The sequence below is a fragment of the Brevibacillus nitrificans genome, assembly GCF_003710965.1.
In the GTDB taxonomy this organism is placed as follows: Bacteria; Bacillota; Bacilli; order Brevibacillales; family Brevibacillaceae; genus Brevibacillus; species Brevibacillus centrosporus.
Window position 1 is genome coordinate 1,371,507 of the sequence record NZ_RHHU01000003.1, and the last position, 22,738, is coordinate 1,394,244.

Here is a 22,738-nt window from a genome sequence, read left to right on the forward strand (position 1 = left end):
TAAACTCATGCATGCCAGGAAAAAAGGATTCGGGAATACCTCCAAAAGGGTAAAATGACGGGCAAGAACTTCACTGGTTAAAGCGCTAGTTTCTGCGATCGCTGACACTTTTATGTCCCTTCTTTTCCGGCGTTTGCCCGTGAAACACGGTCACGTCCTTACACCTGCGCCGCTAGCCTGCTGCTTCATCCATGTAAGTTCAACAAAAACACCCTGTTCATGGTTAGATCGAACCTGTGAACAGGGATGTCTTTGGGTCAATATGAGATCTCTTTAAAAAGAGCCCTAACTAATCTTGGCCTCAATCCGCAGCTTGTCCGCGACCATCGCGATAAACTCGCTGTTGGTTGGCTTCGCCTTGGTGTTAGAAATGGTATAGCCAAACAAGCTGGAGATGGAATCCAGATTACCGCGGGACCAGGCAACCTCGATCGCGTGGCGGATCGCACGCTCTACGCGGCTTGCTGTGGTGTTGAACTTTTTCGCGATATCCGGGTACAGAACTTTCGTGATGGATCCTAGCAGCTCGACATCGTTGTACACCATGGTGATGGCTTCACGCAAATACAAATAGCCCTTGATATGAGCCGGAACCCCGATCTCATGAATAATGCTGGTGATGCTGGCGTCCAGATTCCGTCCTCTCACCTGCAAGGTAGACTGCGGCTTTACCGAGGTGACAAAGGAAGATGGCTTCGACGAAATCATTTGGCGAATGCGCTGCGCCAGAACCTCCATGTCAAATGGCTTGAGGATGTAGTAGGCAGCTCCGAGCTCCACCGCTTTTTTCGTAATTTCTTCCTGTCCGAATGCAGTCAACATGATGATTTTCGGCTGTGGAGACAAACGCATGGCCTGAATTTGTTCCAATACAGCCAGACCATCTAAATGAGGCATGATAATATCCAAAATTAAAACATCGGGCACACGTTCTTGGAGCAGTCTAACTACCTCATTACCGTTGTACGCTACGCCAACGACATCCATATCATACTGACTACTAATGTACTCTTCCAACAGATTGACGAATTCGCGGTTATCATCTGCCAACAACACTTCAATCTTGCTCAAAGTCGTTCCTCCTAACAATGGACGGTCTTTTGGAAAGAAGGTGGCATCTTAGAAGTTGGTGATTTATAAGAATAAGTCCAAGCCATCTTTTCACTACTAAAGGAATTCGACAAACCGATATTCATTCCTGCCAATGACGAAAGATTGAACGATTTAACTGATATTTCGACAAAGAATACGCTCATTTGCCATAGAGCGAACCTTCTCGACGGAAAGAGAAAAAAGCCGTCTCGCTTTTTCGCGTGACGGCCCGTCTCCCTGTCCTCATGCTGCTTTGCCAATCGGGGATTGCTGCTCCGACTCAGGTGCGTTGCGCACATTGACCCCAGCGTCGCGCAGCATCCATTCGATGTAACAGCCATAGCCCGAAGTTGGATCGTTAACAAAAACATGTGTCACTGCTCCCACAATCTTTCCTTTTTGGATAATGGGGCTGCCGCTCATTCCCTGAACAATGCCACCCGTTTTTTCCAGGAGACGTTTGTCCGTCACTTTAATAATCATGCCTTTTGTCGCAGGAAAATGCTGCTTGATCACATTAGCGATCTCAATATCGAACTCTTCTACCTTTTGCCCGTTAACGACGGTCAAGATTTTGGCAGGACCTTCTTCTACCTGCTCTGCCAGAGCAACAGGGAGCGGCTCATCGTAAAAGCTTCTCTTTGGTTCGTCCTTCATTTTTCCAAAAATGCCGAAAGGAGTATTTTTGGTGATGTTTCCTAGCACTTCACTCTCGTTGTAAAAACGAGCAAACTTTTCACCGGGATTGCCGCTCTGTCCTTTTTCTATGGATGTCACACTGGCTTGCACGATCTGCCCGTCCCCAACGACAATGGCCTGCCCAGTATCCACGTCGGAAATGACATGTCCCAACGCACCATACGCCTTTGATTGGGGATCATAAAAAGTAAGCGTTCCTACTCCTGCTGCCGAATCGCGAATGTACAGACCCATTCGGTACTCGTTATCCTTTTTGTCTTTGGCTGGCTGCAGAGTGAGGTTGAGCTTTTCTTTTCCACGCACGACTAAGAGCTGCACCGGATGATTCTTCTTTCCGGCCTCGTTGATCATCTTTTTGACATCGCTCATGTCGTTGATGTACAGATCATTCATTTTGACAATCATGTCTCCTACGTGTATACCAGACTGCTCTCCAGGTGAGAATTTGGATTTGCCATCATCCACCAAATGATGGCCCACGACGAGAACACCCGCTGTTTGAAGCTTGACGCCAATCGACTGCCCGCCGGGATACAAACGCAAATCAGGCAGGACGTTCACTTTGACGGCTGTCAGGGGGATATTCCGCCACTTCACCTGCAATTGGGCTTCACCTGCCCGACGAGGCTCGACGGACATCGGCTTGCTCAAATCAACGGACACTTCACGCGCCTGCGTCCCATTGACGTGCAAAATGTCGGGGTTGCTGTTGACAAGAGTGCCCATTACTGGCACGGAGACGCGCAACTGTTCGAGGGATCCTTCCATCACTCGCAATTCGTGAGGAAAGGACGACAGGTCGCGGAACGGGGTGGAACTCACGACGAGGGCCGTGATGAGGAGAAGGAAACTTCCCATCCATTTTCTTTTGTTCTGTCGGATCACCAGCAATCACTCCTACCGTTCCCTACCTACACCTATGTGACACCTCCACCTTGTGTACCTTTAATGTTGCCTCCGAGGAAGCGGATTATGTCAGGAAAAAAAGACTGCTACCCTTCTGTCAGGTAGCAGTCTTTCTTTCGCGTCCAAGCTCGATCATTTCACGAGCATGCTCTTCTGTTTTCGTCGTAACTTCCGCACCGCTCAGCATGCGAGCAAGCTCAATCACGCGCTCGTCATCTGACAGTCTCGTTACCAACGTCATCGTTTCGTGGTCACTCATTTCCTTTCGGATGAGAAAATGAGCGTCTGCCATGGAAGCAACCTGAGGCAGGTGCGTAATGCAGAGGACCTGCCGCTGACCGGCAACTCGGGCCAGCTTCTCTGCAATCGCTTGGGCCGCTCTCCCGCTGACTCCCGTATCCACTTCATCAAAGATCAAGGTCTCGACCTGATCTGTCCCTGCGAGAATGGCCTTGATCGCCAGCATCACACGGGATAGCTCGCCACCGGATGCGATTTTGGCCAGCGGACGCAGGGGCTCGCCGGGGTTGGGAGAGATGAGAAACTCGATCTGATCCATCCCGTTAGCGTCTACCTGCCGCTTGATGCCCTCAATCTCGACACCATCCTCATCCGGCGTTTGTCGGACGTCGATGGCAAAACGAGCTCGTTCCATGTGCAGCTCTTTTAGCTGCTGCTCGATTTCGACAGCCAGCTTTTGCGCACACTCCTGGCGGATGACTGACAGCTCCATAGCCTCTACAGCCAAGTCCGCTGCAAGCTCTGTCAGCCGCTCCTGAACCTGCTGGAGACGATCTTCATAGTGGTGCATGTCATCCAGCTCGTCCTGAATCGTCGCGGCATACTCCAAAATATCATCTACATTTTTGCCATACTTTCGTTTTAGCGATTGAATTTGATCCAGCCGACTTTCGACCTCTGCCAGTTGAGCTGGTTCGAAGTCCATCTGATACGACAAATGCCTCAGCTGATGCACCACGTCTTCAATCTGGTAGTACGCGCTCTGGACGGATTCCAAAATGGGTCCAAGCTGTTCTTCGTAGCCAACCACGCGTTCTAGCTCGCCCATGGCGTGCCCAAGCCAGTCCATCCCTTTTTGATCTCCATACAGGGAACGATACGCGTCCTGCATGGATGAATAAACCTTCTCAATGTTCATCCATTTTTTTCGCTGCTGCTGCAGCTTGTCATCTTCTCCAGGGGAAAGCTGGGCCGACTCAATCTCGTTGAGCTGATATTCCAGCAGATCGATACGTTGAACAAGCTCTCGTTCATTTCTGGCCATCCGTTCCAAATCCTGTTTTGTTTTGCGAAAAGCCGTGTACAGTTTTGTATACTCTGCCTTCGCTGCTCCCAGCGCCGACTCCCCGTATGCATCCAGCCAGTTAATATGCTTGTCCGACTGCATCAGCATATGCGTATCGTGCTGTCCGTGTACGGTAACCAGCCACGGTCCCAGCTCGCGCAGCATGGCAAGGGTGACCAACTGTCCGTTCAGGCGAATGATGCTTTTGCCCTGATTGGATATATCCCTTCTCACGACCAGCATGCCATCCTGCTCGACTTGGACACCAACACTCTCGCACACGGCTAAAGCCGGATGAAGCGCTGGCAGCTCAAACAATCCTTCGACCTCTGCCCGTGTTTCTCCATAACGGACAAAGTCGGCGGATGCCCTTCCTCCCAGCAAGAGACCCAGCGCATCAATGATGATGGATTTCCCTGCTCCTGTTTCACCGGTTAAGATATTCAGCCCTCTTTGAAAAGACACCGTTACCGATTTGATAATGGCAAAATTACGAATGGAGAGTTCCACTAACATAGCATGTGACCCCTTTACAGCATTTCCATTAAACGCTTTGTCACTTCGTCAGTATTTTCCTTGGAACGGCAAATGATCAAAATCGTGTTATCGCCGCTGATCGTTCCCATGATTTCTTCCCAGGGCAGGTTGTCAATCAGTTCAGCGACCGCATTTGCATGTCCAGACAAGGTTTTCAGGACAATAAAGTGATCGGCTTTGTCGATGCTTATGAAAGAATCGACGAGCATGCGTTTTAGCTTCTGCAGTGGATTGAACTTTTGTTCGGTTGGCACAGAATACTTGTACCTTCCATCTGGCAGCGGCACCTTTACCAGATGCAACTCCTTAATATCACGGGACACAGTCGCTTGCGTCACATTGAAGCCAGCCGCACGCAGACGTTCCACCAGCTCATCCTGGGTCTCCACCTCAGTGTTGCTGATGATATCCCGGATTCGGATATGTCGTTGCCCTTTATTCATATGATTTACTCCCATTCCCCTTGTAATTTCGTACGAATTGCTTCGAAAAAGCCGCCTGTCTTCCATTTGATCAATGGTGTGACATACGGGGACTTTTTAATGAAAATTTGATCGCCGCCCTCCAGCCTGTAGCCGAATTGACCATCAATGGACAGCCCCATTTCCTGATGAACGGCATCCACCTCAATGCGAATGACTTCGTTTCCAGAGAGCACCATCGGTCTTGCAGTCAATGAATGAGGAGCGACTGGCGTCAATAATAGCATGTCCACATTTGGGGCAACGATCGGTCCTCCTGCAGACAACGAGTACGCCGTCGAGCCAGTCGGCGTCGAAACGATCACACCGTCGCCACTAAAGGTCGCCACATAGGCGTTGTCCAAATAGACCGCGCATTGGATGATTCGGCAAAAGGAGCCTTTTGCGATTCCGATGTCATTCATTGCGGTATACGTGCCCAAGCTGACCTCTTTGCGGACAAGGGTTGCTTCCAGCATGGTGCGTTCTTCTATATCATACTTTCCCAAAAGGAGATTATCGACAGCGTGCTGCAGGTTCTCCGGCTCTGCTTCAGACAAAAAGCCCAATGTCCCGAGGTTGATCCCCAGTACCGGCAAAGAACGCCCAGCCAGCTGACGCGCGATACCCAGGAGCGTACCGTCTCCTCCCAGTACACATACGAGGTCGGCTTGTTTCCCGATCCCTTCTACAGTCGTTCCCAGCTCGGCACGTCCCAGGTCAGATGCGATGTGTTCATCCAGAAAAACCTCAGCACCACGGTCCTCTAACAGATAAAGCAGCTCGCGTGCAACGATTCGCGCCTCTGGTTTTCCTTTATTCGCTATAATTCCAATTTTCTTCACATGGTCCACCCCAAACCGGTTGGTTGGAAATCCTTATACAAGTATACAACTTCTCATGCATAAATAAAAAGCCTCGTTTCGGACAAAACTCCCGAGGCTTTGTGCACTTCCTTATTTTAACACGGCATGAGCTGAAGTGACTACCTCTGTTACCAGTTTTAGCCACTCCTCCGAATCCAGCCCGTCTCCACCTTTTGCAGCGTGCATGACAAATTCGATGTTGCCCTCTCCTCCTGTGATCGGTGAGAAATCCAAACCTTTCAAGGAGAAGCCAAGCGCACGGGCATATTCTCCAATGTCTGTCAAAACGGCTTCATGGGTTTCTGGATCCCGTACGATACCGTTCTTTCCAACTTTTTCTTTGCCAGCTTCAAACTGTGGCTTAACAAGCGCGACCACTTCTCCGCCGTCTTGGAGAAAGCGGTGCAATACCGGCAAGATCAATCGCAAGGAAATGAACGATACGTCGATGGACGCAGAGTCCGGCATTTCATGAGCAAAGGTCTCAGGATCCAGATGGCGGAAGTTCGTTCTTTCCATGACTACGACACGTTCGTCCTGACGGAGGCTCCACGCCAGCTGGCCGTAACCCACGTCAATCGCATAGACGAGCCGTGCGCCATGCTGCAGGGCACAATCCGTAAACCCGCCCGTAGAAGCGCCGATATCCATCATGACTCGTCCGGTCATGTCAATCCCAAAAACACGCAATGCTTTTTCCAGCTTCAGCCCACCGCGTCCTACGTACGGATGGACCTCCCCTTTGACTGTAATCGCGACATCCTCCGGGAATTTGGTTCCCGGTTTGTCGCAGCGCTCGCCCGCTACTTGAACGAGCCCAGCCATGACAGCTGCTTTTGCTTTTTCTCTCGTTTCATACATACCCCGCTCCACGAGCAGGACATCCACACGCTCTTTTCGAATACTCATGCTTCCACTACGCCCTTCGTTACTGGCATCAACGCACGCACACGGGACGCAATATTTTCTGCCGTGAGACCTACTTCGAGCCTTTGTTCTTTCACACTGCCATGCTCGACGAAATAGTCAGGAACTGCAATCATCTGCACGTTTACATCGTGATAGCCTGCACGATTGTAGCATTCCAGTACAGCACTGCCAAACCCGCCCATTTCCGCGCCTTCTTCTACGGTAATGATGTGGTAGCCTTCTTTGGCAAGGCGCAGCAAAAGCTCCTCATCCAGCGGTTTGCAGAAGCGGGCATTGACGAGCATCGGCTCGAATCCCTCGCTCTTCAGCTGGTCCACTGCTTGCTCAGCTACCTCGAAAACATGCCCGAACGATACAATCGCCACATGCTTGCCTTCGCGTACGATTTCCGCTTTTCCGATCGGCAGTACCTTGAGTTCCTCGTCCATGTCGACTCCGCGCACAGGCAGACGTGGGTAACGGTAGGTAATCGGTCCTTCTTCGTAAACGGATGCCGTTTTCATCATATGACGCAGCTCGTTTTCGTCTTTCGGCGCCATGATGACCATATTGGGAATGATCCGCATAAAGGCGGTATCGTACATGCCCTGATGCGTTTCGCCGTCTGCGCCAACCAAACCCGCGCGGTCCACGGCAAATACCACATTGAGCTTTTGACGAGCCACATCGTGGATCAGTTGATCGTACGCCCTTTGCAAGAACGTCGAGTAGATAGCCAAAACCGGTTTCAAGCCTTGGGTCGCCAATCCGGCAGCAAACGTACAAGCATGCTGCTCTGCGATCCCGACGTCAAACAGGCGTTCCGGGAACTTCTGTCCAAACGGGATTAGCCCTGAGCCAGCTGGCATCGCAGGTGTCACGGCGACGATATTCTTATCTTCACTCGCGAGCTGCATCATGGTTTCAGCAAAGATCGATGTATAGGTCGGCGCTGACTTAGGCGTATCACCAGACTCAATCTTGTAGGTGCCGATTCCGTGCCACTTGACCGAATCCGCTTCCGCTGGGGCATAGCCCTTTCCTTTTTTCGTGATCGCGTGAATCAGGACAGGCCCTTTTGTCTGTTTGGCTGTCTTCATGGTATCCAGAAGCAGACCAAGGTCATGCCCGTCGATTGGGCCAATGTAAGTAAACCCTAGCTCCTCGAATAGAACCCCGGAAACGAGCAAATACTTCATGCTGTCCTTGAAACGCTCTGCCAGATTGGCCAGCTTTCCGCCTACAGCAGGGATGGATTTGAGGAGGCCTTCCATCTCATCCTTTGCCCACTGGTAGTTCTCCGTGGAACGCAGTTTGCCTAAATAGTTGTGCAGGGCGCCAACGTTCGGAGCGATTGACATTTCGTTATCGTTCAGCACCACGATCACGTTTTTCCGCTCATGCCCGATGTGGTTCAGTGCCTCCAGCGCCATCCCGCCGGTCAAGGCTCCATCCCCGATCACAGCAACCACATGATTTTTTTCCTTTTTCAAATCGCGGGCTGTCGCCATCCCCATCGCTGCAGACAAGGACGTACTGCTGTGCCCGGTTTCCCACACGTCATGTGGGCTTTCAATCATTTTCGGAAACCCGCACAGCCCCTTGTATTGACGAAGGGTAGGGAACAAGTCGCGGCGTCCCGTCAGCATTTTATGTACATAGGCCTGGTGCCCTACGTCCCAGATCAACTTGTCCCGAGGGCTTTCGAATGCATAGTGCAAAGCCAGCGTCAGCTCGACTACACCAAGGTTTGGAGCCAAATGGCCGCCCGTTTTGGACAGGTTCTCCACAAGAAACTGCCGGATTTCGGAGGCCAATGTATATAGCTGCGGCTGAGTGCACTTTTTTAAGTCTTGAGGATCATTTATAGTAGTTAGCAGCATGGGTATTCCTCACTTTCCACTGTTCGTTCTCCGGCGATTGTGCGTGCTGCAATCCAATCCAACCCAAGGAAAACACGGCTCCCCCTTTGGGCAGAGCCTTCAATTACGCTTCATTTACGCTCGCTTCATTATAACGGTTTCTATACAAAAACACCACTTTTCATCAATATCAGCGAATACGAGTGAAAGATGTCCCGCTTCTAGCAAGAGAACTTTTACCCATCTCAGCCCTCCATCCGTCATGCAACGCGGCAAAAAAGTATGTGCAACCGATTTCATAAGTCATTGCGCTTGTATTTTTCTACACGTTAAAATAAAGTGGATCGAACAAAACTGAAAAGAGGTGGTACTTCCATGAAGTTTACCCAAATTGCTTATGAACGGGTCAATATGGAGCAGGTAGAACAGCAATTTGACCAGTTACTGCAGGCGTTTACACAAGCCTCAAGCTTTGAAGAGCAGGACCGGGTAATGGGGCAGCTCATCACGCTGCGCCAGGAAGTCGAATCCGCTCGTGAAGTCGCCCAGATTCGCCATACCATAAACACCGAGGATATTTTTTACAAGGAGGAGCAGGACTATTGGGATGAAGTCGGTCCTGTGTACCAAGGTCTTGTTTCCCGTTACTACGATGCGATCGTCCACTCCACCTTCCGTACCGATCTTGAGAAAAAATGGGGGGCGCAGCTATTTCGGATCGCCGAAACTACGCTCCGTACCTTTTCCCCTGAAGTCGTGAGTGATCTGCAGGAGGAAAACAGGCTGACCAGCCGCTATGTCGCGCTCATCGCCTCCGCAAAAATTCAGTTTGAAGGGGAAGAGCGTACGATCCCGCAGCTGATTCCCTATCAGACCTCGACCGATCGAGCTACACGCAAAAAAGCAAATGAAGCGAAGTACGCTTTCTTCCAAAAGCATGCGGAAGAGCTCGATCAAATCTACGACGATCTGGTCCAGGTACGCTCGCGAATCGCGAAAAAGCTCGGTTTTTCCAACTTTGTCGAGCTTGCTTACGCCCGTCTGAACCGCACCGATTACAACGCCGAGCAGGTCGCCATCTTCCGCAAGCAGGTTCTTGAGCATATCGTTCCTGTCGCTACCAAGCTGGCGGAGCGCCAACGGGAACGCATCGGCGTAGACGTCATGAAGTATTACGATCTAAGCTTTGATTTTGCTACAGGCAATCCGACACCAAAAGGTTCTCCTGAGTGGATCGTGGAAAACGGCAAGAAAATGTATGCCGAGCTTTCCCCGGAAACCGATGAGTTTTTCCAGTTCATGCTCGAGAATGACTGCCTGGACTTGCTCAGCAAAAAGGGAAAAGCTACCGGGGGCTACTGCACGTATATGAGCAAATACGAGCTGCCTTACATATTTGCCAACTTCAACGGAACCTCTGGCGATATCGATGTACTGACACATGAAGCCGGGCACGCCTTTCAGGTGTACGTAAGCCGCAGCTTTGAAGTTCCTGAATACCACTTCCCTACTTACGAAGCCTGCGAAATTCATTCCATGAGCATGGAGTTCTTGACCTGGCCGTGGATGGAGATTTTTTTTAAAGAGGATACCGAAAAATATAAGTTCGCCCATCTGAGCAGTGGTTTGACCTTTATTCCGTACGGGGTCGCTGTGGATGAGTTCCAGCATGCTGTCTATGAAAAACCGGAAATGACGCCTGCGGAGCGAAAAAGCACTTGGCGTCAAATCGAACGAAAGTATCTACCCCATCGTAACTACGACGAAAATGAGTTCCTGGAAGAAGGCGGCTTTTGGCAGCAGCAAAGCCATATTTACCGCGATCCTTTCTACTACATCGACTACACACTCGCACAGATCTGCGCCTTCCAGTTCTGGAAGCGGGCTCAGGAAAATGCAGATATCGCTTGGCAGGATTATCTGACATTGTGCCGGGAAGGCGGCAGCAAATCATTCACAGAGCTCGTCGCTATCGCAAAACTGATCTCGCCATTCGAGGATGGTTGCGTGAAATCCGTCATCGGCGATATCGAGAGCTGGTTGGATCATGTAAACGATAAAGCACTGTAAAACCATTTCCCCTCCTCTCTGGGTTGTCAGAGAGGATTTTTCTTTTCAGCAGCAATGTACAAAAAGAGCCAGTGCGTCGTCCGGATTACACCGAAAAACACACTGGCCTTTTCTTAAACGCGCCATTACTTGGTCCGATTGCGCACATAATCTGCCAAAGGACTCAAGGCAGAATGCTCCATACCCGCAGCTGACAAAGCTGCTTTTGCTTCCGTGATCAATGCGGCTACGCGTTCTTTGGACTGGGCAAGACCAAGAATGCCTGGATACGTCGCTTTTTGGCGTTCTGCATCGCTGCCGACCGCTTTTCCAAGCTGGCTTGCGTCGCCCTCGACATTCAGGATATCGTCCTGAATTTGAAAAGCAAGTCCGATGCAGTAGCCATAACGAGTCAATAGCTCCATCTGCTTCTCGGTCGCTTCTGCCAAATAGCCGCCACCACGCAGGGCAGCGATCAAAAGATCACCGGTCTTGTGCTCGTGGATAAACTCAAGCTGTTTGAGCTCAAGCTGCTTGGTCTCTCCCTCGATATCGGCCATTTGCCCTCCAACCATACCAGTTGCACCCGCACGTTTGCCTAATTCCGCGATCAGATTGACCGTCGTTAAAGCAGAAACGTCCTGGTGATTGCGGTACGACTCCGCAATGAGAGAAAACGCTCTCGTCAGCAAGGCATCCCCTGCCAAAATGGCGGTTGCTTCCCCAAAAACCTTATGGTTCGTTGGCTTGCCACGGCGCAAATCGTCATCGTCCATGGCAGGCAAATCATCGTGGATCAACGAGTATGTATGGATCATTTCCAACGCAACGGCGAATGGCACTCCACGCTCAAGCGGCTTGTCCAGCGCTTCCAGAACAGCAAGGACCAGCATCGGACGCAGTCGTTTGCCTCCTGCCATCAAGGAGTATTTCATCGAATCGTAAAGAGCTTGCGGGACGCCTTGCTGCTCGAGCGCTGGAATTAATTTTTCCTCAATATAGGCTGTCTTTTCGGCCAAGTAAGTATCAAACGTATCCACAGCCATTACGCTTCCCCTTCCGCGCGAAAAGCTTTTTGTTTCAGCATGCCGTCTTCCTCGACCAGCTGGGTAATTTTCGCCTCGATCGCATCGAGCTTCTGTCCGCATATCCGCGAAAGAGTGACCCCCTCCTGGTACAGCGTAATCGCTTCCTCCAATGGGATATCCCCTTCTTCCAGACGCGCTACGACTTCTTCCAGACGCTTCATTGCTTCTTCAAACTGCAGATCAGTCTCTTGCTCCGTTTTCTTTCGAGCCATTGTGCTTCTCCTCCCGATCAATCTGTTCCACGCGTGCAGTCGCGCTGCCATCACTTAATCGTACCACGAGCTCGTCCCCGCTCGCAAATTGCTCGACGGATTTAACGATCTGCCCTCCGGCATAGACGAGCGAAAACCCTCGCTGCATGACTTTGAGCGGGCTGAGTGCGTCCAGCTGGGCCACTCTTGCAGAAAAAGCCATTTGCTGCTCGGTCAATCTCCTGCGCATCCGCTCGTCCAATCGGGCGCGGACGGTGAGGACTTGCTTGCGGCGCTCCCCTACCTGGTCGGCCAACCGGTAGCGTTTGATTTGTTGAGCAAGCCGTTCATAGCGTTCACGGCGCAAGGTAAGCAAATGCTTCATCGATTGCTTCATTCGCAAATGCGCGCGATCAAGGCGCTCGGCTGCCTCTTCTAAACGGCGCTGCGGCTGGCGCATCGCGTACGAATTGCCGAGCTGGTTCAGTCGCTTGCGCTGGTCCGAAATACGCGTAAGTACCGCCCGTTGGATTCTCGCGTCAAATTGCTTGACCCTCTCGACCCATTCTAAATAGTGCGGTACCGCGAGCTCAGCTGCGGCTGTCGGTGTTGCTGCGCGTACATCCGCTACAAAATCAGCTATCGTAATATCCGTCTCATGACCAACTGCAGAGATGACCGGGATGACGGAAGCCGCGATTGCCCTCGCCACCTTTTCGTCGTTAAAAGCCCACAGCTCCTCGATGGAACCACCGCCACGCCCTACAATCAGCACATCAATATCAGATTGCGCATTGATAATACGTATCGCAGAAATAATGGACGCCGGTGCTTCCACCCCCTGTACGACTGCAGGAGCGAGCACAATCTCTGCCTGCGGGTACCTTCGGCGAATCGTCGTGCAAATATCGCGGATCGCAGCACCTGTCGGAGAAGTCACGACTCCGACTCTTTTTGGAAAACGGGGAAGCTGCCGCTTTCTTTCGGCGGCAAACAGCCCTTCTGACGCAAGCTTTTCCTTAAGCTGTTCAAATGCCAAATAAAGAGATCCCAGTCCGTCCGGCTGCATCTCTTTGGCGTAAAGCTGGTACGCGCCATCCCGTTCAAACGCGGATATCGAACCACGAACGATCGCTTTGGTCCCGTCCTTGGGCAAGAAGCGCAAAAAACGGTTATAGCTGGCGAACATGACGACTTTTATTCGCGACTGCTTGTCCTTGAGCGTGAAATACATATGTCCGCTCGAATGATGCGTAAAATTGGATATTTCCCCTCTCACCCACACATCCTGCAACCGCGAGTCTTTCTCCAAAACCATTTTGATATAACGGTTCAGATCACTGACAGATAAAATATCTTGAATAGCCATGCGCTCCTCCTAGATAGAAAACCTCTTTTGCTGGCTTCGAGAAGATTTTGCTGCGTACTCGAAGAAAGTTTTCGGCGAAGCCCTCCCACTGTTAGAAAACCTGGCTCCACCAAGCCTTTTGGTGGAGTCTTTGTTGCCCTTATACTGGCTAAGAATCTAATAAATTCTTCCTGTATAAAAAAGAAATGGATAAAGTACCTTTACCCATTTCCCTTGTCTGTGACTTATCGGTTGGCTTGCTTGCGAGCTGCCGCCACTGTATTTTTCAATAGCATGGTGATGGTCATCGGTCCAACGCCGCCAGGTACCGGCGTAATATAGCTCGCGACTTCCTTCACTTCATCGAACTTCACGTCACCTACCAGCTTGCCAGTCTCAATGCGGTTTACACCTACATCGATCACGACAGCTCCCGGTTTCACGTGTTCTTTTCCGATCATGTGCGCACGTCCTGTCGCTACGACGAGGATATCCGCTTTTTTCGTAAATTCCTCGAGGTTTTGCGTCCGGGAATGGCACATGGTCACGGTAGCATTCTCCTGCTGCAGCAAGAGTGAGACGGGCTTGCCCACGATGTTGCTCCGACCGATGACTACCGCATGCTTTCCGCTCATTTCCGTACCTGTTCGCTTGATCAGTTCAATAATACCATGCGGCGTACATGGAAGAAACGTTTCATTTCCCAGCACCATGTTTCCCACACTGATCGGATGAAAGCCGTCCACATCTTTATCCGGATGAATCGCTTCGATCACGGCCGTTTCGGAGATATGTTTCGGCAGAGGGAGTTGAACCAAGATCCCATTAACGTTCGGATTTTCGTTCAATTGCTGGATAATACCAAGCAGTTCTTCCTCTGTAATCGAAGCATCCTTCAAAATCAGCTCAGATGCGATTCCAACTTCCTCGCAGCCCTTCGACTTGCCTCGTACATACGATTGAGAAGCAGGGTCATCACCGACCAACACAACGGTCAACCCTGGAACAATGCCTTGTTTTTTCAATTCCGCCACTTCGTTCGCCAATTCGGCACGAATGCTTTGCGCGACTTCTTTTCCTTGGACAATAACTGCAGCCATGGAGAAAAAACCTCCTTCATAACGTCGTTACCTGTAGTGTAACGATTTCACAGCGAGCTGTAAAGACGAATCATAAAATGTTCAAACTTATTCAATGTTCGTCTTTTGCTTCATCCACCCCAGCATAGCTACCCCGTATGCGTTGTCACCCGAGTAAACCGGATCACAAAAATACAGCCGAGCCTTGACTGCCGGATGCTCCAAGCGCTTGATCAATCGTTCGCGCATGTATTGATTCGCAGCTACTCCGCCTACAATCAGTATGTCCTTCGGTAGCCCTTGTTCTATCGCATAGCGCAAGGTTTTTTCCAAGGTATTGGCAATGCACTGCTCAGTCGCGCGTGCAATATCAGCAGGAGCTGCTTGACCTGCCCCGATCGCGCGCAGCAACGAAGCCTCCGGACCGGAAAAACTGAAGGATAAGCCATCTACCGCCGAAGAGATGCGAAACTCACCGGATGCGCCTTTGGCAAGCTCCTCCAACTGAGGTCCAGCTGGAAACGACATTCCTAGTGCCACGCCAATCCGATCCACGAGCTGCCCGGCATGCAAATCGATCGTGCCGCCGACCTTTTCAATCGCATAGCCAGCTTCATGACGTTCGCAAACCAACAGCTCGCTCGTACCGCCAGATAAATGGACGGCCAAAAAGCGATTTTCACCCGGACGTTTCTCAGCCGTATATTCACCTGCGGCGATGTGTCCTTCCTGGTGTGTCGTCAAATGCAGCGGAACGCGCAAATAGGTAGCCAGTGATTTTCCCAAGCCCTCCCCTACCTTAAATACAGGCATGTAGGATTGATCCACTGGACGCGGCTTTTCGCTGACGCAGATCGCTTCGATCTCGTACTCGTTCCACTTCATTTGTTCACTTAATTCCGGCAAGTTCATCACATGTTGAAAGACGGCTTCAGATTGCTGCAGCCCGCGTTTGCCTTCCTTCACTTTCAGAAGGCGCTTCGCTTCTGCCACAATCCGGCCGTCTTCCTGAGCCAAGCACAGTGATGTCCGGTAATTGCTCGTATCGATGCCCAAAATTACCTTAGTCATGCCCCGGTCCCCTGCCCTGTTTACGCCTGCGCAGTCTCACGAGCATGCAGGAAGCTGGACAAGACACCGTTGATGTAACGATGGGATTGCTCATCACTAAACAGCTTGGCAATTTCAATCGCTTCGTTCATGACGACCTTGTCAGGAGTCTCTGCTTCAAACATAATCTCGTAGAAAGCCAGACGGAGTATCGCGCGATCTACGTTGGCAATGCGATCCAGCTGCCAGCCGCGCAAGTATTGTTTGATCTCGTTATCAATCGCAGCCTGATTCGTCAGGACACCGTCCACCAGATAACGCAGGTACTGGGCGTTCTCTTCGGAATCCTCCATAACCAGCGCTACAGCTTCCTTTACCGGAACTTCCGCCATATCGATCTGGAAAAGACATTGGACTGCTTTTTCTCGTGCTGTTCTTCGTTTCATTCCATTCACCTACTATTAAATTTGAGTTCGGGAGCGGACAGATTTACCGGGAGCACCCGAACATCCGTTACCGAAACTTGCCTGGCAAAATCCGATCCAAAATTTCCCGCAAGTCTTCTTTATGATCCAGCTTTCGGCCGATGTAATAACCGGTACCGATAAACACAACAAACACCAGTGTATCCCAAAAGCCCACGAGAAGGTAGATGATCCCGAAAATAAATCCAGCCAAGATCCCCAATAGTTTCCCCTTGTGTTCCCACAATAACTCCCATAGCATGGCTCTCACCTTCTATTCCACCCGTTTACGTGCCGCGTAGTTATCTTGTTGAGCCACTTCCGTCACGACGACCGTCACTTCCGAAATCACGACGCCCGCGATCCCTTCGACCTGTTCCTTGACGTCCTGCTGCAGCTTTTGAGTCAAATCAGGCAAAGGAGTTTCTCCGTCTACCGATACACGCAGGGTGATGATATTTCCGCTCTCCAATGCCTTGACACTAGTCTTCATGTCACGCACGCCCTTTACTCGACGAGCAGCACGCTCCGCAATCGTTGTGATGGTTTGAAGGGTAATGTTGACTTCACCCAAATCGCTGCGTTGACGAATACCGCGGTCTACTTTAGGCTTGTTTGAACGGAATGAGCTGAAAAAGAAACGAAGGCTGACAACGAGGAAAATAATCGCGACGATGAGATAGGCTAGATTCGTCCCTGAGAGCATTTGCTCGACATAAGGGCGAAACACATCCGGAGAAATCAAACCACTAGTCGCTGCAATCGCAATGCAGGAAAGTATAATCAGCGCAAAACTGTAGATCGTCAAAATAAACCGGTCGAACAAGTTCACATGCATCTCTCCTTCAACCATGCTTCACTCAGTCAAACATGGCACGTTCGGGGTAGCAGTATGGTGCAGCGGTTGATGAGGAAAATGCCCCCTGTGAGTAGGGGGCATCCATCCGTTGCCTGTCTTAGCGCACGCGCTGGTAATCTTCCACCACAGCAGTTGCAGCTGCCGGCGCTTTTTCTTCCGCTTTCAGCTCTACATCTACGATATGTACATTTACTTCCACAACCGACAGCCCTGTCATGCTCTCAATTGCATTGCGCACACTATCTTGAATATTTCGAGCGACATCCGGGATGCGGTGTCCGTATTTGACAATAATCGAGACATCCACAGCTGCTTCACGAGAGCCTACTTCTACCCGAACTCCCCGAGCAATATTTTTACGGCCTAATCGTTCCGCTATTTCCCCAACGAAACCGCCGCTCATCTGTGCTACGCCTTCTACTTCGGACGCAGCCATGCCGGCGATCACTTCCAAGACTTCAGGAGCGATCTGGACCTTCCCAAGTTCTGTTCTATCTAAATCTGGAGAAAATTCTTCCACGCTTCGCACCTCCCTTTGGATTTGTATTCCATTATACCAAGCGCTCTGTTTTTTTACAAATAAGCGCCTATTCCTCGTCGAGGTTCAGCTCGTACGTCTCCAGGAATTTCGTGTCAAAATGACCGCTCACAAAGACTTCATGCTCGAGAACCTTGAGGTGGAAAGGAATGGTTGTCGTGATGCCTTCCACAACAAACTCTCCCAGTGCACGCTTCATGCGCTCAATCGCTTCGTTGCGATCTTTCCCCCAGACGATCAGCTTCGCAATCATCGAATCGTAATAAGGTGGAATGGAGTAGCCAGCATACGCCGCGCTATCCACACGCACACCAAAGCCACCCGGCGCCAAATACTCGGTAATGCGACCTGGAGATGGCATGAAGTTTTTCGCAGGATTTTCCGCGTTGATCCGGCATTCGATTGCCCAGCCATCCAGCACGATGTCCTCTTGGGTAAACGACAGCGGCTGTCCAGCTGCTACCGTCAGCTGCTCCTTGATGAGGTCAAAGCCCGTTACCAGCTCTGTTACCGGATGCTCTACCTGAATACGGGTATTCATTTCCATGAAGTAGAATTTGCCGTGTTTGTCCAACAAAAACTCTACTGTACCCGCTCCGTGGTAGGATACCGCTTTGGCAGCAGCGACAGCGGCTTCTCCCATTTGCTTGCGCAGTTCCTCGCTCAAGGCTGGCGATGGAGCTTCTTCAATCAATTTTTGGTGACGGCGCTGAATCGAGCAGTCTCGCTCGCCCAAATAGACCGCGTTTCCATGCTTGTCTGCCATCACTTGAATTTCTACGTGGCGAGGACCTTCTACGAATTTTTCCAAGTAGACGCCCGGGTTGCCGAATGCCGTTTTGGCCTCGTTTTGCGCCTGGCGAATGGCTTTCTCCAGATCCTCATCGTCGACTGCGACGCGCATCCCGCGTCCGCCGCCGCCTGCTGTTGCTTTTACCATCACCGGATAGCCAATCTCGTTCGCTGTCTTGATGGCATCCGCAACATCTTCAATCAGACCTTCCGTACCAGGAACAGTAGGAACCCCTGCTGCCTTCATCGTATCTTTGGCAGTAGATTTATCCCCCATGTTTACGATGGCATCCGGATCTGGTCCAATAAACGTAATATTGCATGCTGCACAAATTTCTGCAAAGTCAGCGTTCTCCGCCAAAAATCCATAGCCTGGATGAATGGCATCTGCCCCCACCTTGGTCGCTACGCTCATGATGTTGGCTATGTTCAAATAGCTGTCTTTGGATGCTTTTGGACCAATACAGTAGGCTTCGTCGGCCATTTTTACATGAAGCGCTTCACGATCCGCTTCGGAGTAGACGGCGACCGTACGAATGCCCAGCTCGCGGCATGCGCGGATGACCCGCACTGCGATTTCTCCGCGATTGGCAATCAATACTTTTTGAAACATTCCGCTCTCCCCCACCTTATTCCGGCTTCACTAAAAACAATGGCTGTCCGTATTCAACCAGTTGGCCATCCTCGACCAGAACCTTTACGATCTCGCCGTTGACTTCGGCTTCGATTTCGTTGAACAGCTTCATCGCTTCCACGATGCAAACCACTTTGCTTGCGTTTACTTTGTCGCCGGCTTGTACATACGCAGGCTTGCCTGGCTCTGGAGAGCTGTAGAACGTTCCTACCATCGGAGATACGATCTTGTGCAGGCTCGCATCGTCTGCTGCTGCCACTGCTGGAGCCGCTTTTGGTGCTTCTGCAGCAGGTGCAGCCACAGGCGCAGCTTGCAGAGCTGGAGCTACAGCGACAGGAGCAGCTTGTACAGGAGCTGCCGCGACTGGTTGAGATACAACTACCGTTTCCATACCGGTAGACTTTTTCAGCGTTACTTTCGCGCCTTCTGTCTCCAGCTTGAATTCATTAATGGAAGATTGATCAATCAGCTTAATAATTTCTCGGATTTCATGAATTTTCAACACGAATGAGCACTCCTTCGTTTCGTTAGATGTTCCTGGGTGGCTATATATGTATCAAGAGCGAAGCATAAATCAATGGTAGCCTGTTGCCCATAACACGTCAAGAAAGGATTTCCCCCCTTCTGTTTGCGAAGAAGTGAGGAAATCCTTACCATCATGCCCATCTCTCGCTTCCCTTATAACGGTAAACTTATCCACGGGATCCGCTGCGAGCGGGGATTTTACGTTGTTTTAAATTGAACCGTTACGTTTGTCGCAGGCACGTTCAGCTGTTGCTTCACTTGCGCAATGATATCGACCGCTTCGTTTGCAGAGAGCTTCTCTTTTTGCACAATGACGGTCACTTTGTCGTTTTGGACGAAGACAACCGCGTCCTGATACCCGTTGGCTTTCAGCATTTCTTCGATGTTTGTCGTCGCACTTTCCTGCGTGGAGAGCTGCTCGTATTTGGTGCGTGCATCTGCTACGGCTTGAGCCGAGGAATCTGAGCTGCCGATGATCGCCAGCTGTTCATCCTTTTGCTGCTGAAGCTGTGCTTCCCGCTTCATTTTGTAGCCTTGGAAGATCTCGCTGGATGTTTCGGCTACAGGAACGACTGCATTGCCAACGTTTTGCTGTGGAGCAGGTGTGGATTGGGTGGCAGGTGCTTTCGTGTCAGCAGGAGCAGGCTGATTGGTTGCTACCGGATTCTCATTTTTCGCATTTACAGGTGTTGCTTGCTGCGGCTGATCCACTTGCTTGGACTCAACAACGACCCCAGAGATTTGCTCCTGTTTGTCTACCGCCTGCTGTTGTCCGGAAGTGGGCATTTGATCTTGCGGCCCTTTTACCAGGTAATACCCGGACAGCACCACCATAACAGCCAGCATTGTCAACAACCATACCGTTTGCTTGCGCAGAATCATTCGCCATTACCTCCTACCCTTTTTTGGGCAATATGGATATTTTGTAGGCGGGAACATCCAAAACCTTTTGGACAGCTTCGGTGATCCACGCCTTGACCTGGATGTTATCGGCGCCCTTCGCGACTACCAGGACACCTCTGACACGGGGTTTCATCGTCTTGACAATGACAGGCGAATCTTGTTTGCCCCCTTGTACGATGACGACTTCGGAATCCTTTGTTTGGTCGTTTTGATTGCGCGTTGCCCTGTCTTTGTCCATTTCCTGATTGGTGGAAGATCGGTTGTTGCGATTCTCTGCCATGACTAGCTCGGGAGTGGACTCCAGATTGACCATGACATCGACTTCTCCGACTCCCACGACGCTTGCCAAAATATCGCGAAGCTGCGCTGCGTAATTGTTTTCATATTCAGCGATGATATCCGGTGCAGGTGATCCACCGATGGCGGGTGCTGCCGAATCGCCTCCAGTCCCATCCCCACCGCCGCCACCGCTCCCAAACCATCCTGCACTGCTCGCTCCCGAAGTCGCGTCCGTCTCCGTGCCGCCGATAAAACCAAGCGGCGCATCTTTTTCCACGCGCAGAAAGTCGGTCAGTATCATAGCGGCGATCCCTATCCCCAGTACGACGATCAGATAGTGAAGGGGCTTCAGCTTTTTGCTTCCACTGTTTCCTTCCCATAGCTTCTTCAGCTTTTCCAGCATCTTACTCACCTCGCTTTTTAAGCCACATCCGTTACTGTTTTTCTCCTTGGTGAGACTCGTCCGTAACGACCACTTGATCGTTCGTCAGGCCCCATTGCTTTGCTATATCTTCAGCGATCTTCGCATACGTAGGATCTTGCTTTTGCGAAGCCGCTTCGATGTCTTTTCTCGTATCTGTCACCGTTTGACCATTCAGCTGTATCGAGACGGGTTGAACCGGCTTGATAGGCGTGATCGAAGACTTTCCTTTCTGTTCGCTATCCCCCACGCTCAGCTCGATTTTTTCCAAAGCAGGCTGCTCGGGATTTTGATAGTTCACCTGGATTTCCACATGCTGGACCTCCATGCCGTACTCGTCTTTGACCTTTGCTTTCACGGCCGCCTCCACTTGCGACTGGACGTACGCTGTCACCTGTGCGTCCTGCTCACCCAGCAGCTTGTCAGTAACGCGCTTCCATTCCACTGCAGCGGGCTTGTTCAACTCCTGCTGGTATCGGTCAAGCCGCAGCGCCAGGTCATCCTGCGACAGGCTAAACAAGGAGAAAACGGGTGAGATGATCGTCAGCAGCAGAATAAGCCCCATCACCATCTTGACGTATCGCTGCAAAGTCGTATTGGGCAAGATCAGATCGAGAAAGGCTGCCAAGAGCACGAGCAAGATGATTTTTTTTAGCCAGAGCGTTAACCAGTCCATTTGATCACCTACCGAACCATCATGGAGATGTTGCCCGCTGCAATAATGATGGTAATCGCCAGAAAAAACATCAGTCCCACCGTTGCCAACGCAGCGAAAACGAACAACAGACTTTTGCCGATCGTTCCCAGTGCGCTAATGATCGGGCTATTTCCTAAAGGCTGCAATACCGCGGATGACAGATTGTAGATCAGTGCCAGCACCAAAATCTTCAGGGCTGGGAACGCGCACAGCATGATCAGGATCACCACACCTGCCAATCCGACTGCGTTCTTGACCAGCAGCGAAGCATTGAGCACGGTATCTGCTGCATCGGAGAACACCCTGCCGACGATGGGAATGAAATTTCCGGTGATGTATTTGGCTGTTCGCAAGGTAACGCCGTCGGTTACGGCTGAGGTCGCTCCCTGGATCGAGATCACCGCCAAAAAGATGGTGAGAAACGACCCGAGTACCCCCATCGCGATGTTGCGCAGCAGCGTTGCAAGCTGTGTCACTTTATACCGCTCGGAAAAGAGACTGACGATCGACAGCATCGCAGAGAGGAAGAGCAAGGGAAACACGACGTAGGAAATCATCATGCCGCTGATGTTGATCATGAAGATGATGAGCGGATGAAACATCGTCGCCGTTGCCAGATTCCCCACGGACGCCAAGAGCGCGATTACCAGCGGAATCATCGCGAGCATGAAGTCGGACATGTCGGTAATTGCATCCTTGGCGTAAGAAATGGCGACGTGAAAGCTGTTGATGGCGAGTACCATCAGCACGAGGTACGCAATCGAGTAAGCTACAGTGGAAACAGCGTTTCGCTCAAAAGCATTTTGCATGGTCTCCAGGATCATCGCGAACACGGTAATGATAATGATGGAGCTGAGCAGCTTGCCGTTCATCAAAATTTCGTGAAAGACAAATTTGCCCATTCCCATAAGAACTCCTGAGATACTCAGCTCGCCCTGCTGCATGAGCAGTTGAATAAAGCCCGGTGATTGAAGGTCAGGCAGGTAGCCTTTGTACTCGCGCTGCAGCTGCTGCCAATACTGCTCTACCCGCTCCAGCTGCAAATGGTCGACCTGCTCTTGAACCATTTGATTAATCGGTCCGGAGGTGGTTGTCCCCTCGGCAGACGCAGCTCCAAACGGTACAAGCAGGAATAGCAGGAAGAGTACGATTATTTTGCCTGTACGCACCACGGACTTCATCC

General features: G+C 51.0%; 23 protein-coding genes. 1 reads left to right on the forward strand and 22 read right to left on the reverse strand.

The annotated features are described in order from the left end of the window. Nucleotides 1–285 precede the first annotated feature (285 nt). The 7 genes from spo0A to dxs form a co-directional block, all read right to left on the reverse strand. Complete coding sequence (gene spo0A / locus EDM59_RS08385; protein ID WP_092268145.1) at nucleotides 286–1,071, reverse strand: sporulation transcription factor Spo0A; 786 nt, start codon at nucleotides 1,069–1,071, stop codon at nucleotides 286–288. A gap of 264 nt (nucleotides 1,072–1,335) precedes the next feature. Further along, nucleotides 1,336–2,676 (reverse strand): SpoIVB peptidase, encoded by a 1,341-nt coding sequence (gene spoIVB / locus EDM59_RS08390; RefSeq protein ID WP_122923148.1) that lies wholly within the window; start codon nucleotides 2,674–2,676, stop codon nucleotides 1,336–1,338. Nucleotides 2,677–2,794: 118 nt separating this feature from the next. Next, a complete protein-coding gene (recN, locus tag EDM59_RS08395; protein WP_122923149.1) occupies nucleotides 2,795–4,519 on the reverse strand; it encodes a DNA repair protein RecN in 1,725 nt (574 codons plus the stop codon). A 14-nt stretch (nucleotides 4,520–4,533) separates the two neighbouring features. Further along, the gene (gene ahrC, locus EDM59_RS08400; protein ID WP_122923150.1) at nucleotides 4,534–4,983 is read right to left on the reverse strand and encodes a transcriptional regulator AhrC/ArgR; all 450 of its coding nucleotides are present in this window, start codon (nucleotides 4,981–4,983) and stop codon (nucleotides 4,534–4,536) included. A 5-nt stretch (nucleotides 4,984–4,988) separates the two neighbouring features. After that, on the reverse strand, nucleotides 4,989–5,846 hold the full coding sequence (locus tag EDM59_RS08405) for an NAD(+)/NADH kinase (protein WP_092268141.1): 858 nt from the start codon (nucleotides 5,844–5,846) through the stop codon (nucleotides 4,989–4,991). A 111-nt stretch (nucleotides 5,847–5,957) separates the two neighbouring features. Continuing rightward, the gene (locus EDM59_RS08410) at nucleotides 5,958–6,776 is read right to left on the reverse strand and encodes a TlyA family RNA methyltransferase (protein WP_122923151.1); all 819 of its coding nucleotides are present in this window, start codon (nucleotides 6,774–6,776) and stop codon (nucleotides 5,958–5,960) included. Beyond that, nucleotides 6,773–8,659, reverse strand: coding sequence for a 1-deoxy-D-xylulose-5-phosphate synthase (gene dxs / locus EDM59_RS08415; RefSeq protein ID WP_122923152.1), 1,887 nt, complete (start codon nucleotides 8,657–8,659; stop codon nucleotides 6,773–6,775). Before dxs ends, EDM59_RS08410 begins: the two co-directional genes overlap by 4 nt. Before the next feature lie 354 nt (nucleotides 8,660–9,013). Between dxs and EDM59_RS08420 the strand changes: the two genes are divergently transcribed. Further along, nucleotides 9,014–10,708 (forward strand): M3 family oligoendopeptidase, encoded by a 1,695-nt coding sequence (locus tag EDM59_RS08420; RefSeq protein ID WP_122923153.1) that lies wholly within the window; start codon nucleotides 9,014–9,016, stop codon nucleotides 10,706–10,708. A 125-nt stretch (nucleotides 10,709–10,833) separates the two neighbouring features. On the opposite strand, the gene EDM59_RS08425 is transcribed toward EDM59_RS08420, so the two are convergent. From EDM59_RS08425 to spoIIIAE, 15 genes are all read right to left on the reverse strand, one after another. Continuing rightward, complete coding sequence (locus tag EDM59_RS08425; protein WP_122923154.1) at nucleotides 10,834–11,733, reverse strand: polyprenyl synthetase family protein; 900 nt, start codon at nucleotides 11,731–11,733, stop codon at nucleotides 10,834–10,836. Further along, entirely contained in the window at nucleotides 11,733–11,987 is a 255-nt protein-coding gene (gene xseB / locus EDM59_RS08430; RefSeq protein ID WP_122923155.1) for an exodeoxyribonuclease VII small subunit, read from the reverse strand. Before xseB ends, EDM59_RS08425 begins: the two co-directional genes overlap by 1 nt. Next, nucleotides 11,956–13,335 (reverse strand): exodeoxyribonuclease VII large subunit, encoded by a 1,380-nt coding sequence (gene xseA, locus EDM59_RS08435; RefSeq protein WP_122923156.1) that lies wholly within the window; start codon nucleotides 13,333–13,335, stop codon nucleotides 11,956–11,958. Before xseA ends, xseB begins: the two co-directional genes overlap by 32 nt. Nucleotides 13,336–13,559: 224 nt before the next feature. Beyond that, nucleotides 13,560–14,414: a bifunctional methylenetetrahydrofolate dehydrogenase/methenyltetrahydrofolate cyclohydrolase FolD gene (folD, locus tag EDM59_RS08440; RefSeq protein WP_122923157.1), complete on the reverse strand. Its 855-nt coding sequence runs from the start codon at nucleotides 14,412–14,414 to the stop codon at nucleotides 13,560–13,562. 87 nt (nucleotides 14,415–14,501) lie between these two features. Then, nucleotides 14,502–15,464 carry a tRNA (adenosine(37)-N6)-threonylcarbamoyltransferase complex transferase subunit TsaD gene (locus EDM59_RS08445; protein WP_122923158.1) on the reverse strand — a complete coding sequence of 321 codons (963 nt, stop codon included), beginning with the start codon at nucleotides 15,462–15,464 and terminating at the stop codon, nucleotides 14,502–14,504. Between the two features lie 20 nt (nucleotides 15,465–15,484). Then, entirely contained in the window at nucleotides 15,485–15,889 is a 405-nt protein-coding gene (nusB, locus tag EDM59_RS08450) for a transcription antitermination factor NusB (RefSeq protein ID WP_122923159.1), read from the reverse strand. Nucleotides 15,890–15,956: 67 nt separating this feature from the next. Continuing rightward, the gene (locus tag EDM59_RS08455) at nucleotides 15,957–16,169 is read right to left on the reverse strand and encodes a DUF2273 domain-containing protein (RefSeq protein ID WP_092268131.1); all 213 of its coding nucleotides are present in this window, start codon (nucleotides 16,167–16,169) and stop codon (nucleotides 15,957–15,959) included. Between the two features lie 12 nt (nucleotides 16,170–16,181). Beyond that, the gene (gene amaP / locus EDM59_RS08460) at nucleotides 16,182–16,745 is read right to left on the reverse strand and encodes an alkaline shock response membrane anchor protein AmaP (protein ID WP_174769252.1); all 564 of its coding nucleotides are present in this window, start codon (nucleotides 16,743–16,745) and stop codon (nucleotides 16,182–16,184) included. Between the two features lie 118 nt (nucleotides 16,746–16,863). Then, a complete protein-coding gene (locus tag EDM59_RS08465; RefSeq protein WP_092268129.1) occupies nucleotides 16,864–17,286 on the reverse strand; it encodes an Asp23/Gls24 family envelope stress response protein in 423 nt (140 codons plus the stop codon). 67 nt (nucleotides 17,287–17,353) lie between these two features. Continuing rightward, nucleotides 17,354–18,709: an acetyl-CoA carboxylase biotin carboxylase subunit gene (gene accC, locus EDM59_RS08470; protein WP_122923161.1), complete on the reverse strand. Its 1,356-nt coding sequence runs from the start codon at nucleotides 18,707–18,709 to the stop codon at nucleotides 17,354–17,356. 16 nt (nucleotides 18,710–18,725) lie between these two features. Continuing rightward, nucleotides 18,726–19,235, reverse strand: a complete 510-nt coding sequence (gene accB, locus EDM59_RS08475) for an acetyl-CoA carboxylase biotin carboxyl carrier protein (RefSeq protein WP_183192843.1) — start codon at nucleotides 19,233–19,235, stop codon at nucleotides 18,726–18,728. Nucleotides 19,236–19,453: 218 nt separating this feature from the next. Then, nucleotides 19,454–20,137 (reverse strand): SpoIIIAH-like family protein, encoded by a 684-nt coding sequence (locus EDM59_RS08480; protein ID WP_122923162.1) that lies wholly within the window; start codon nucleotides 20,135–20,137, stop codon nucleotides 19,454–19,456. A gap of 13 nt (nucleotides 20,138–20,150) precedes the next feature. Further along, nucleotides 20,151–20,840 carry a stage III sporulation protein AG gene (spoIIIAG, locus tag EDM59_RS08485; RefSeq protein ID WP_122923163.1) on the reverse strand — a complete coding sequence of 230 codons (690 nt, stop codon included), beginning with the start codon at nucleotides 20,838–20,840 and terminating at the stop codon, nucleotides 20,151–20,153. Nucleotides 20,841–20,871: 31 nt separating this feature from the next. Continuing rightward, complete coding sequence (gene spoIIIAF / locus EDM59_RS08490) at nucleotides 20,872–21,534, reverse strand: stage III sporulation protein AF (protein ID WP_122923164.1); 663 nt, start codon at nucleotides 21,532–21,534, stop codon at nucleotides 20,872–20,874. Nucleotides 21,535–21,542: 8 nt separating this feature from the next. Then, on the reverse strand, nucleotides 21,543–22,736 hold the full coding sequence (spoIIIAE, locus tag EDM59_RS08495; RefSeq protein ID WP_425455936.1) for a stage III sporulation protein AE: 1,194 nt from the start codon (nucleotides 22,734–22,736) through the stop codon (nucleotides 21,543–21,545). Between the last annotated feature and the right edge of the window lie 2 nt (nucleotides 22,737–22,738).

Coding starts and splice junctions, on each gene's coding strand:
- folD (WP_122923157.1), bottom strand. CDS start 14,414: ATGGCTGCAGTTATTGTCCAAGGAAAAGAAGTCGCGCAAAGCATTCGT.
- ahrC (WP_122923150.1), bottom strand. CDS start 4,983: ATGAATAAAGGGCAACGACATATCCGAATCCGGGATATCATCAGCAAC.
- EDM59_RS08410 (WP_122923151.1), bottom strand. CDS start 6,776: ATGAGTATTCGAAAAGAGCGTGTGGATGTCCTGCTCGTGGAGCGGGGT.
- spoIIIAE (WP_425455936.1), bottom strand. CDS start 22,736: ATGAAGTCCGTGGTGCGTACAGGCAAAATAATCGTACTCTTCCTGCTA.
- xseA (WP_122923156.1), bottom strand. CDS start 13,335: ATGGCTATTCAAGATATTTTATCTGTCAGTGATCTGAACCGTTATATC.
- dxs (WP_122923152.1), bottom strand. CDS start 8,659: ATGCTGCTAACTACTATAAATGATCCTCAAGACTTAAAAAAGTGCACT.
- EDM59_RS08420 (WP_122923153.1), top strand. CDS start 9,014: ATGAAGTTTACCCAAATTGCTTATGAACGGGTCAATATGGAGCAGGTA.
- EDM59_RS08425 (WP_122923154.1), bottom strand. CDS start 11,733: ATGGCTGTGGATACGTTTGATACTTACTTGGCCGAAAAGACAGCCTAT.
- EDM59_RS08445 (WP_122923158.1), bottom strand. CDS start 15,464: ATGACTAAGGTAATTTTGGGCATCGATACGAGCAATTACCGGACATCA.
- spoIIIAF (WP_122923164.1), bottom strand. CDS start 21,534: ATGGACTGGTTAACGCTCTGGCTAAAAAAAATCATCTTGCTCGTGCTC.
- spoIIIAG (WP_122923163.1), bottom strand. CDS start 20,840: ATGCTGGAAAAGCTGAAGAAGCTATGGGAAGGAAACAGTGGAAGCAAA.
- amaP (WP_174769252.1), bottom strand. CDS start 16,745: ATGCATGTGAACTTGTTCGACCGGTTTATTTTGACGATCTACAGTTTT.
- xseB (WP_122923155.1), bottom strand. CDS start 11,987: ATGGCTCGAAAGAAAACGGAGCAAGAGACTGATCTGCAGTTTGAAGAA.
- accC (WP_122923161.1), bottom strand. CDS start 18,709: ATGTTTCAAAAAGTATTGATTGCCAATCGCGGAGAAATCGCAGTGCGG.
- recN (WP_122923149.1), bottom strand. CDS start 4,519: ATGTTAGTGGAACTCTCCATTCGTAATTTTGCCATTATCAAATCGGTA.
- nusB (WP_122923159.1), bottom strand. CDS start 15,889: ATGAAACGAAGAACAGCACGAGAAAAAGCAGTCCAATGTCTTTTCCAG.
- EDM59_RS08455 (WP_092268131.1), bottom strand. CDS start 16,169: ATGCTATGGGAGTTATTGTGGGAACACAAGGGGAAACTATTGGGGATC.
- EDM59_RS08480 (WP_122923162.1), bottom strand. CDS start 20,137: ATGATTCTGCGCAAGCAAACGGTATGGTTGTTGACAATGCTGGCTGTT.